Annotated in this window: 11 protein-coding genes; 6 read left to right on the top strand and 5 right to left on the bottom strand. The window is 52.9% G+C overall.

The features are described from left to right. Positions 1-157: 157 nt before the first annotated feature. Positions 158-967: a cytochrome C assembly family protein gene (locus J2T37_RS09650; protein ID WP_253355400.1), complete on the bottom strand. Its 810-nt coding sequence runs from the start codon at positions 965-967 to the stop codon at positions 158-160. A gap of 238 nt (positions 968-1,205) precedes the next feature. Between J2T37_RS09650 and ffh the strand changes: the two genes are divergently transcribed. From ffh to J2T37_RS09630, 4 genes are all read left to right on the top strand, one after another. Next, on the top strand, positions 1,206-2,576 hold the full coding sequence (ffh, locus tag J2T37_RS09645) for a signal recognition particle protein (protein WP_253355398.1): 1,371 nt from the start codon (positions 1,206-1,208) through the stop codon (positions 2,574-2,576). A gap of 224 nt (positions 2,577-2,800) precedes the next feature. After that, entirely contained in the window at positions 2,801-3,433 is a 633-nt protein-coding gene (locus J2T37_RS09640) for a nitroreductase family protein (RefSeq protein ID WP_253355396.1), read from the top strand. A gap of 77 nt (positions 3,434-3,510) precedes the next feature. Continuing rightward, positions 3,511-4,218 carry a type 1 glutamine amidotransferase domain-containing protein gene (locus J2T37_RS09635; protein WP_253355395.1) on the top strand — a complete coding sequence of 236 codons (708 nt, stop codon included), beginning with the start codon at positions 3,511-3,513 and terminating at the stop codon, positions 4,216-4,218. Positions 4,219-4,301: 83 nt separating this feature from the next. Next, on the top strand, positions 4,302-4,880 hold the full coding sequence (locus J2T37_RS09630) for an NAD(P)H-dependent oxidoreductase (RefSeq protein ID WP_253355394.1): 579 nt from the start codon (positions 4,302-4,304) through the stop codon (positions 4,878-4,880). Between the two features lie 445 nt (positions 4,881-5,325). Here the strand turns inward: J2T37_RS09630 and J2T37_RS09625 are convergent, their stop codons facing one another. After that, positions 5,326-5,931, bottom strand: coding sequence for a nitroreductase family protein (locus J2T37_RS09625; RefSeq protein WP_253355393.1), 606 nt, complete (start codon positions 5,929-5,931; stop codon positions 5,326-5,328). 117 nt (positions 5,932-6,048) lie between these two features. Then, entirely contained in the window at positions 6,049-6,444 is a 396-nt protein-coding gene (locus tag J2T37_RS09620) for a DoxX family protein (RefSeq protein ID WP_253355392.1), read from the bottom strand. A 107-nt stretch (positions 6,445-6,551) separates the two neighbouring features. Here J2T37_RS09620 and J2T37_RS09615 point away from each other — a divergent pair, with 107 nt between their 5' ends. Continuing rightward, complete coding sequence (locus J2T37_RS09615) at positions 6,552-7,448, top strand: LysR family transcriptional regulator (RefSeq protein ID WP_253355391.1); 897 nt, start codon at positions 6,552-6,554, stop codon at positions 7,446-7,448. Positions 7,449-7,555: 107 nt separating this feature from the next. On the opposite strand, the gene J2T37_RS09610 is transcribed toward J2T37_RS09615, so the two are convergent. Together J2T37_RS09610 and pdxA are read right to left on the bottom strand one after the other, a co-directional pair. After that, a complete protein-coding gene (locus tag J2T37_RS09610; RefSeq protein ID WP_253355390.1) occupies positions 7,556-8,554 on the bottom strand; it encodes a S49 family peptidase in 999 nt (332 codons plus the stop codon). A 132-nt stretch (positions 8,555-8,686) separates the two neighbouring features. Beyond that, positions 8,687-9,688, bottom strand: coding sequence for a 4-hydroxythreonine-4-phosphate dehydrogenase PdxA (gene pdxA, locus J2T37_RS09605; RefSeq protein WP_253355389.1), 1,002 nt, complete (start codon positions 9,686-9,688; stop codon positions 8,687-8,689). Positions 9,689-9,993: 305 nt separating this feature from the next. On the opposite strand from pdxA, the gene zupT reads away from it, so the two are divergent. Next, positions 9,994-10,803 carry a zinc transporter ZupT gene (zupT, locus tag J2T37_RS09600; protein WP_253355388.1) on the top strand — a complete coding sequence of 270 codons (810 nt, stop codon included), beginning with the start codon at positions 9,994-9,996 and terminating at the stop codon, positions 10,801-10,803. The last annotated feature ends 133 nt before the right edge of the window (positions 10,804-10,936 follow it).

The following is a 10,936-nucleotide window of genomic DNA, read 5'->3' as shown; positions in this document are numbered from 1 at the left end:
TAACACTACTCTGTTTTATTTGAGAATTTTATTAATCCGCTTTTACTTCCCATACAAAAATACGCCAACCCTCCCAACAAAATACATCTAAGGCCGTCTGAAATGTTCATTTCAGACGGCCTCTTTGCATGACAAATATCATGTCATCATGACTTTTTTATCTGCCTAAAATAATTTCCAATACAAACTTACTGCCCACATACGCCAATACTAAGCTGATAAAACCGATGATTGTCCAAACGGCGGCTTTTTTACCGCGCCATGCAGTCATACTGTGTTTGAGCAGCAATCCGCCGTAAATCAACCACGAGAGGATGCCGAAAACGGTTTTATGGGTAAAGGTAACGGGTTTGCCGAAAACGCTTTCGGCAAAAAAAGTGCCGCTGACAACGGAATATGTTAGTAGGATAAAACCGACCCACATGCCGCGGAACATCAGTTTTTCCAAACTCAACAGCGGTGGCAGGAAGGAAACCAGAGGGGAGAAACGGCGCTTGTGCAGATTGCGGTTGAGCAGCAGGATTAAAACGGCAAACAAGGTTACGATACCGAATAGCCCGTAAGCCAACAGCGAAGATCCGACGTGCAACATAAATGGTATGTCGTTAATTTGATAGCCGATAAACTTGCCGGGGAACAGCATACCCAGAAGCAGCGTCAGTGTGGCACAGGGATACAGTAGCAGCTGCAATCCGCGCAGGTTGTAGAAATAGCTGCCCATGCAATACATCATCAGCATGAGCCAGACAATCAAACTGATGGAATAGCCGAAACCGGTAATCAGGACTTTATCCTGCAACACAGGCACCAACAATGCCGCACCGTGTACCAGCAATGCCACGCTCAATACCGCCAATTCCAATTTGATGGGATAGGACTGCCCCGTACTGCGTTTTTTTTGGTGTATCCACACGAAACACGATAGCCCGGCATACACCAGCGTCAGGCAAATCAAGATAATCGGCATAACAAACTTTCTGTACGTATATTCATAAACGGTATCCCGCCTTCGCGCCTGTTCTGCATTTTGTCATGAAAAAAATCCGCTTCGCGCAGCTTATGAATCCAAATTCTTAGTGTAAAATGCAACCCATTGTGTCATGTTCAAATTCAGACGGCCTCTGCCGCCGGATTTGGCAATATTTTAGCAAAGAATGCCCTGCCGTGCGCAGGCCGTCTGAAATTTAAAAACAATCAGGATAACCATGTTAGACAATTTAACCAACCGCTTTTCCAGCGTCTTGAAAAACATCCGCGGCCAAGCCCGTCTGACCGAAGACAATATTAAAGAAGCCCTGCGCGAAGTGCGGCTGGCTTTGCTGGAAGCCGATGTCGCGCTGCCGGTGGTCAAAGAATTCATTAACAATGTCAAAGAAAAAGCACTCGGTCACGAAGTGGCCGGCAGCCTGACACCCGACCAAGCCTTTATCGGTGTGGTCAACGACGCGCTTATCGATCTGATGGGCAAGGAAAACTCCTCGTTGGATTTGGCAGTGGCGCCGCCGGCGGTGGTATTAATGGCCGGTTTGCAGGGTGCGGGTAAAACCACCACCGTCGGCAAGTTGGCCAATCTGCTGAAAACTACGCAGAAAAAGAAAATTCTGGTGGTGTCTGCCGACGTGTACCGTCCGGCTGCGATTGAGCAGCTGCGTTTGCTGGCCGAACAGGTGGGTGTGGACTTTTTCCCCTCCGATGTCAGCCAAAAGCCGGTTGAAATTGCCACTGCCGCCGTGGATTACGCCAAAAAACATTTTTACGATGTCTTGATGGTCGATACCGCCGGCCGTCTGGCCATTGATGAAGAAATGATGGACGAGATTAAGGCGCTGCACGCGGCGGTGAAGCCGGTGGAAACGCTGTTTGTGGTCGATGCGATGTTGGGTCAGGACGCGGTCAACACCGCGCAGGCGTTTAACGAAGCGCTGCCGCTGACCGGCGTGGTGCTGACCAAAATGGACGGCGATTCGCGCGGCGGCGCGGCCTTGTCGGTGCGCCAAGTCACCGGCAAACCGATAAAATTCATCGGTGTCGGCGAAAAAATCAGCGGCTTGGAGCCGTTTTATCCCGACCGTATCGCCAGCCGCATTCTGGGCATGGGCGATGTGTTGAGCCTGATTGAAGACGTACAAAAAGGCATTGACGAAGAAGCCGCCACCAAAATGGCGAAAAAGCTGCAAAAAGGCAAAGGCTTCGATTTGAACGACTTCAAAGAGCAAATCCAGCAAATGCGCAATATGGGCGGCTTGGAAAACCTGATGTCGAAAATGCCGGGCGAACTCGGTCAGATTTCCAAACAAATCCCCGAGGGCACGGCGGAAAAAGCGATGGGCAAAGTGGAAGCCATCATCAATTCCATGACCCCGAAAGAGCGTGCCAACCCCGCGCTGATTAAAGCCAGCCGCAAACGCCGCATTGCCGCCGGCGCGGGTACGGATGTGCAGGAAGTCAACAAAATGCTCAAGCAGTTTGAACAGTCGCAGCAGATGATAAAAATGTTCAGCGGCAAAGGCTTGGGCAAACTGATGAAAATGGCCAAAGGCATGAAGGGGATGAAAGGCATGTTCCCGGGGATGTGAGCCATAGCGAGTCCGATACGCAAGGCCGTCTGAAAAACCATAGCGATATATGGTTTTTCAGACGGCCTTTCTCATATCAGTATTCCCGATAACCCACATCAGCAAAAGCGATTAGCCCTATGTCTGCCGTCTGATTACAATCACTTTATTGAAATGAAAACCAACACACAGTCCGTCTCAGGCCAAAACGTTTTACTGGGACAGCCGCATGCAGGAGTACCGACATGAACAACGCCCTTACCGTCGCGCAAACGCGCTATACCGCCAAAGCCTACGATCCGACAAAAAAAATCCCCGCCGCCACCTTGGACACTTTGCTGGAAATCCTGCGCCTGTCGCCCTCTTCCACCAATGTGCAGGCTTGGCATTTTTTCGTAACTGATAAAGAAGAAACCAAAGCCGCCATTGCCGAATCCATGCAAGGCAGCGACGATTACAACATTCCCAAAGTATTGAACGCCTCGCATGTGGTTGTCTTGTGTACCCTTGATGACGTTACCAATGCGCACCTGGACAAAGTCAGCGCCGCCGAAGTCGCCGCCGGACGTGAATCCAACGACAGTGGCCGCCGCGCTTACGTCAACCAATACCGCGCGGCTGGCAAAATCCCCTTGTGGACAGAATGCCAAACCCATATCGCCCTCGGCCAGCTTTTGTGGGCAGCCGCGCTGGAAGGCATAGACAGCACTACCATCGGCGGTTTCCAAGCCGACATATTGGACAAAACCTTCGACCTGTACTCAAAAGGCATGCACAGTAGCGTCATCGTCACCCTCGGCTACCACGCCGACAGCGACCGCAATGCAACCGCGCCCAAAGGCCGTCTGAAAGCGGAAGACGTGTTTACCCGTATTTAAATCTAATCAAACAGCCAACCGACAGGCCGCTTTCAGACGGCCTTTGCCGCTTGACCTCATTTTCAAGGAGCAAAACAATGGCAGCCGCAACCTTAAAAGTATTGATGATTCTGACTTCACAAGCCACTATGGGCGCAGGCGGCGCACCGACCGGCGCATGGTACGAAGAAGTCGCCACCCCGTATTATGTCTTGCAAGACGCAGGCGTACAGGTGGACATCGTGTCCATCAAAGGCGGCAAAGCGCCGATAGATCCGCGTTCACTCAAGACTGCCGGACAAAACCCCGCCAGCGTCGAGCGTTTCCAAAACGACCCCGCCACCTTAAACAAACTCAACCATACCCCAGCCGTCAGCCAAGCCAGCGATAAGGGCTACGCCGCCGTATTCCTGCCGGGCGGCCACGGCACCATGTGGGACGAAGCCGACAATCCGGCGCTGACCAAACTGGTTTCGCAAGCCTGGCGCGACGGTAAAGTCGTCGCCTCCGTCTGCCACGGTGCCGCCGGTTTAATCGGCACCACCGACAGCAACGGCAAACCGATTGTGCAAGGCCGCCGCGTCAATTCGTTTACCAACGCCGAAGAAAAAGGTGCAACCGTGCCTTATTTATTGGAGACCCGCCTGCACGAACTGGGTGCAAAATACGAAAGCGGCCCGAATTTCCAACCCTATGCGGTACAAGACGGCAAACTGATTACCGGCCAAAATCCGGCCTCTTCCGAAAAAGTCGCCCGACTGATTTTGAACGAAATTAAAAAAACGGGGACATTGGCAGTACATTGATACAGGTCGGCACGCTGACTTTCAGACGGCCTATGCCGACAAACCCTAAGCCCTTTTCCTCAACATTCAAAAAAGGAAACCCCATGAATATCCTCTTACTCGACGGCGGCAAAAGTTTCGCCCACTCCCACGGCCGTCTGAACCACACCCTGCACGCCGTGGCCAAAGAACCTCTGACGGCATTGGGTCACGATATCCGCGAAACCGTGATTGACAATGGTTACAACATCGAAAAAGAAGTGGAAAACTTCCTGTGGATGGACGCCGTCATTTGGCAGATGCCCGGCTGGTGGATGGGCGAACCGTGGACAGTCAAACAATACATCGACGAAGTCTTTACCGCCGGACACGGCAAACTCTATCATTCAGACGGCCGCCACCGCACCGCACCCGCCGATGGCTACGGCACAGGCGGCCTGCTGCAGGGCAAAAAACACATGCTGTCGCTGACATGGAACGCACCCATCGAAGCCTTCGACCGCCCCACCGATTTCTTCGAGGGCAAAGGCGCCGACGGCGTGTATCTGCACTTTCACAAAGCCAACGAATTCTTAGGTATGACCCGTCTGCCGACCTTTATCTGCAACGACGTGATTAAAAATCCGCAAATCGAGCAGTTTACCGCCGACTACCGTGCTCATTTGCAGCGTGTGTTCGGTTAACATTCTGAGCAGCATAAGCGCGTCATAAAGGCCGTCTGAAAAATACCCTTTTGTTTTCAGATGGCCTTTTATTTGATAAAAGCTATCAACAATAATTTCCCGATATAGAACTGGCTTAATCTATATAAAAAGTGTACAATTTGTAATATTGCTACAAAGCAAACCCGATGTGTTTTACCATTTATGGCAGACCGCGCTTTTCGGGTTATACCAACAGGGCTTTCAGCCCTTTACACACTGATAATAGGAACTTCATGATGTTGCACACTTCTTTCGCCGCTTTAGCGGCTTTTGCCGTTTTGACAACTTTGGGCGCATTTGCGCTGATTTACGCCAGCGCCGCGCTGACACAGGCAGTTGTAAATAAAAACTAAGCAGTCAGAAAAAAGGCCGTCTGAATATTGATTCAGACGGCCTTTTTCATTTTAACCGTATCAAGCAGCGATTATGCGCCGAATACTTTCAAACGCTCTTCCAGCGGTTGGAATTCTTTGTCGCCGGCAGGTGCGGCAATACCGCCGATAACCATTTGCGCACGCAACGTCCAGCTGTCGGGCAGGTTGTATGCTTTGGCAATGGCGGCATCCGGCAGCGGGTTGTAGTGTTGCAGGTTAGCGCCGACACCGGCAGCAGCCAAAGTTGTCCAAATGGCGTATTGGTGCATGGCATTGCCGTGTTCTGACCAAATCGGGAAGTTGGCGGCGTAGGCTGGGAATTGCTCTTGCAAACCTTTGACAACGGTTTGGTCTTCAAAGAACAAAATGGTCGCGGCGCCGGCTTTGAACATCGCCAGTTTTTGCGCAGTCGGCTCGAATTGCTCGGCCGGTACGATGGCGCGCAATGCGTCTTCGATAAAGCCCCATACTTTTTCATGTTCTGCACCGAAAGCCACCACGATACGGGTAGATTGCGAGTTGAACGAAGACGGGGTGTGTTTCACCGCATGCTCGACGATTTTTTGCACTTCCGCGTTGGAAATCGGCAGGTTTTTGTTTAATGCGTAGATACTGCGGCGGGTTTCAGCCGCTTGTTGTACATCTTGATAAGCCATGTTTGAATCTCCTTGATTAGTGAATACAACTGCTTTGAAAAGGATAAAATCCGTCGAAGTAAACGGGCAGACGGCGGGATAGCGTTTGCCCCGCCCTATGCCGTTTAACCCGGCTGATTATTTTTTGCCCAGTTTGTTGTCCAGCGCCCATGCGCCGCCGCCTGCGGAGGCGATGTAGATAAAGATAAAGCTGAACAACGCTGCGCCTTCGCCGCCGGTCATCAACGGAAACAGCGGATTAGGCGAAGTGTGCGCCATAAAGTAGGCAACGGCCATTTGTCCTGACAGGATAAACGCAACCGGGCGGGTAAACAAGCCCAGTATCAGCAGGATACCGCCGAAAAATTCCAAAATACCGGCAAAACCATACAGCGAGAAAAGTTCTACGCCGGCAAATTTTTCAATATACGGCAGCTGAAACAGCTTGGTCGAGCCGTGCAGCATAAACATATAAGCCGTCACAATACGCAAAATAGACAGCAAAACCGGTTGAAAGCGGGATAAAGCATTCATTTTTTATTTCCATTGAAGTGTGTGTTTTGGGATGAGTGCAGTATAGTCACTTTCATCCGGTTAATATATACTGCTTTTATTAAAACAATATTTCCTGATAAGAAACCATGGATACTTTATTCAGCCTGAAAGTCTTCCGCCAAGTGGTGCAGAGCGGCAGTTTTACCCGCGCCGCCGAGCAGTTGGGCATTTCCACCGCGATGGCCAGCAAACATGTCAGCCATGTGGAAAACCTGATTAAAGCCAAGCTGTTGCACCGTAACAGCCGCAACCTGCACCTGACCGAGGCGGGCGAAGAATACTACCGCCAATGCAGCTACGCCTTGGATACGCTCGATACCGCCGCGCAAAAAGCCGCCGGCGGCGCCGACAAACCGCAGGGCATGTTGCGCGTGACCATGCCGCTGTGGTTTGCCAACAGCCTGTTGAGCCGCTGGCTGGTGGAATACCGCACGCGCTATCCCGAGGTGACGCTGGATTTGCTGCTGGACAACCGCCATGTGGATTTAATTGCCGAAGGTGTGGACTTGGCCTTGCGCGTGTCATCCACTCCTGCGCCGTCGCTGATTGTGAAACCGTTGGCGAAAATCGAATTTGTTTTGGTGGCCTCGCCGGATTATCTGGCGGCAAACGGCACGCCCACCACGCCGGAAGACGTTTCCCGCCACCAAGCGATTCTGCCCAGCTACACCGACCAGCGCCACCTTGACATCCGCCGCCGCGACAACGGCGCAACCGCCGCCATCAGCCTAAAGCCAGTCATGCTGACCGACAATACGCTGATGGTGCGCGAATTGGTAACCGCAGGCGGTGGTATCGGCTACCAGCCGCTGTGGACGGTGCGCCAAGAATTGGAAGACGGCCGCTTGATACGGCTGCTGCCCGATTATGAATTACTGACCGAGCAGCTCAACGCCGCCTATGTCGATCGCGCCTTTTTAAGCGCGAAAGTGCGCAGCTTTATTGATTTTCTAAACGAAAAAATCGGGCAGAGCAGGCTGTAACAACACAATAACAGCGCAACAGCAAGGCCGTCTGAAAACCTGATTTCAGACGGCCTTGCTAATTTTCGAGAAACGGTACGGCAGCAGCTGCGCCCTTTGCCGCCCGCTTACCAAATCTTCGCCGCCGCGTCTTCCAGCCCGGCTTTCATTTCCGCCCCCAAACGGCGGCTCAACAACCTGCTGAAATCATCTTTCGGCGTATAGTTCACCAGTTTCGGCGCTTTCACCACATCGCGCGCCACGCTGTAAATATTGCCGAAATCGTCAATCAGGCCGACTTTTTTCGCTTCTACGCCAGTATAAATGCGTCCGCTAAACAGGTCGGGATTTTCTTTCTCTTTCAGACGGCCACCGCGCCCCAGTCGCACGGCTTTGACAAATTCGCCCTGAATGTCGTTCAACATATCGTTCCAGATTTTAGTCTGCTCCGGCGTTTCGGGGCTAAAAGGATCGCCCATACCCTTGTTGCTGCCCGAGGTTTTCAGACGGCGTTTGACACCGAGCTTGTCCATCAGACCGGTCACGTCAAAGCCACCGCCGATGACGCCGATACTACCGACCACACTCGACGGATCGGCATAAATTTTATCCGCCGCCGCCGCAATGTAGTAGCAGCCCGAGGCGCACATGTCCTCCGCCACCACATACACGGGAATGTCTTTGTGTTGCGCTTTGAGCAGGCGGATTTCGTTAAACGCGGTGTTTGACACCACCGGCGAACCGCCCGGGCTGTTGGCGCGGATAATAATTGCTTTGGCATTGCCGTTGTCGTAGGCCGCCTGCATGCTGTCTCGCAACATTTTGACTTGGTCTTCGTAGCCGCCGCCGATGGTGCCGTCCAGCTCGATGACCGCCGTATGCGCCCCGCCCGCCTGCATGACCGCTTTGCTGCTGTTTTCGCCGCCACGGTTGAGACTGACCAAAAACGCCAGAAATACCAGCAAGGCCACCACCCGCCACAAATTGCGCCAAAAACGGGCGCGGCGGCGGTCTTTATACGCTTCCAGCAAGACTTCGCGCAGGGTGTCGCGCTCCCAAGACGGGCTGCCTGTCGGCGGATTATCGGGATTCGTTTGCCCGCTGTCGCGGCGGATTCGGTATTGCATGGTGTGCGGCTTTCTTTTTTTGATGTGAACGGATTGATTGTATAACAGAATGCCGTCTGAAAAGGATATTTTCAGACGGCATATCGGGGAAATTCATCCGAATATAGGGGATGGGTTCGCACCCTTACCCGATTACCTGCGGCTGTTCCGCGCCATCTCCAACGCCGTTTCCACCGCCACCATCAAGCTGCCCGAATCGGCTTTGCCCGTACCCGCCAAATCCAGCGCCGTGCCGTGATCGACCGAGGTGCGGATAAACGGCAACCCCAGCGTCACATTCACGCCTTTGCCGAAAGAGGCGTATTTCAGCGTCGGCAAGCCTTGGTCGTGGTACATCGCCAACACCGCGTCGGCATCTTTGAGCATAAACGGCTGGAACACGGTATCCGCCGGATACGGTCCGCGCACGTCTATGCCCTCTGCCTGCAATTTTTCCAGCGCGGGGATAATCACCTCGATTTCCTCCCAGCCCAAATGCCCACCCTCGCCCGCGTGCGGATTCAAACCCGTTACCAAAATACGCGGTGCGGCAAGGCCGAATTTGTCGCGCAAGTCGGCGTGTAAGATGCGCGCCACCGATTCCACCAGCGGCTGCGTAATCGCGGCGGCCACGTCTTTGAGCGGCAGATGAGTGGTCACCAAGGCCACGCGCAAGCCGCCACCCGCCAACATCATCACCACCTGCGGCGTGTGGCTTTTTTCCGCCAGATATTCGGTATGACCGCTGAAAAAGCCCTGCTCGGGCAGGCCGTCGTTAATCACGCCTTTGTGCAGCGGCGCGGTCACCATGCCGTCAAACAGGCCGCCCGAAATCCCCTGCTGCGCGGTATCCAATAATTGCAACACATAGGCGGCATTGGCCAGATTGAGTTTGCCCGCTTCGCAAGGCGCGTTCAACGGAATATGCAAAACTTCCAATTCGCCTTTTTCCGGCCTTTTGTCATGCGGCAGGTTCGGATTGAAATCCACCAGTTTGACCGCCTTACCCAACATCGCGGCACGCTGTTGCAGCAAATTTTTGTCGCACAGCACCACCGGACGGCAGTGCAAATCATGAAAAGCCAAATCCAAACAAATATCCGAGCCGATACCGGCCGGCTCGCCGGAGGTGACAGCTAAAACGGGGAGGGTCATGGCAAAGTGTCCTTATTTAAAATGGAAACAATATGCTGCCAGTTTCCCCCAGCACGGCAGGTTTTTCAAGCCCCCACTGTGGTTTGGCCGTCTGAATGCAGCCAAGCCGCTCTATCTTTCCCCTTATCCATTCATAGCGTTTTTCTATAAATGCTTGGTAGTATCATGATTTTTCCCTATAATCCATACGCCGACCTGGTCATTATCCCGTTCAGACGGCCTCAATATTTAAAATACTAATGATAAGCGTTTTTATCTGTGATAACCTTACGGATTGTACGCTTTTATCCGCACACCCTCCCATCATGATCGACATCCAACTTTCCAATTTAATGATTGCTTTCGGCATTACCCTTGCCGCCGGCCTGTTTACCGTGCTCGGCAGCGGCATGGTGATGTTTTCCAAAAATCCCAATCCGCGCGCGCTGGCGTTTGGCTTGGCCTTTGCCGGCGGCGCGATGGTGTTTGTGTCACTGACGGAGATTTTCAACAAATCCAGCGCCGCTTTTGCCGAGGGTTACGGCGCGGATAAGGGTTTTGCCTATGCCACATTTGCCTTTTTGGTCGGTCTCAGCGGCATTGCGCTGATTGACCATTTGGTGCCCAATCCGCACGAAACCCTAGACCCGCACGACCCGAAATTCAAGGAAAACCAGCGCAACCATGTCGCCCGCGTCGGCCTGATGGCGGCCTTGGCCATTACTGCGCACAACTTTCCCGAAGGCTTGGCGACTTTTTTTGCCACGCTGGAAAGCCCTTCGCTCGGCCTGCCGCTGGCCTTTGCGATTGCGATTCACAATATCCCCGAAGGCATTTCCATCGCCGCGCCGGTATATTTCGCCACCCGCAACAAAAAATTAACCGTCTTGGCCTGTCTGGTTTCCGGCTTGGCCGAACCGCTGGGCGCGGTATTGGGCTACACCCTGCTCAAACCGTTTCTTTCCCCCGCCGCGTTCGGCTCGGTCTTCGGCTTTATTTCCGGCATTATGGTGTTCTTGGCGCTGGACGAATTGCTGCCCTCCGCCAAACGCTATTCAGACGGCCACGAAACGGTGTACGGCCTGACCTCGGGCATGGCGGTGATGGCGTTGAGTTTGGTATTGTTTCGGTTTTGAGTTTGGGGAAAATATGAACAAGGCCGTCTGAATGTGTTTTTCAGACGGCCTTGTTTGGTTAGTTTAAATGAAAACAGCAGGTTGGCATAAAATCTCAACAAAAACCCCAAGCCGTGTTGGGTTTGCAACCCAA

Origin of the sequence: Neisseria perflava (assembly GCF_024170405.1) — a bacterium.
GTDB classification, from domain to species: Bacteria; Pseudomonadota; Gammaproteobacteria; order Burkholderiales; family Neisseriaceae; genus Neisseria; species Neisseria perflava_B.
Note: the sequence above shows the minus strand (reverse complement) of the source record. Positions and strands in the feature narration are given on the sequence as shown.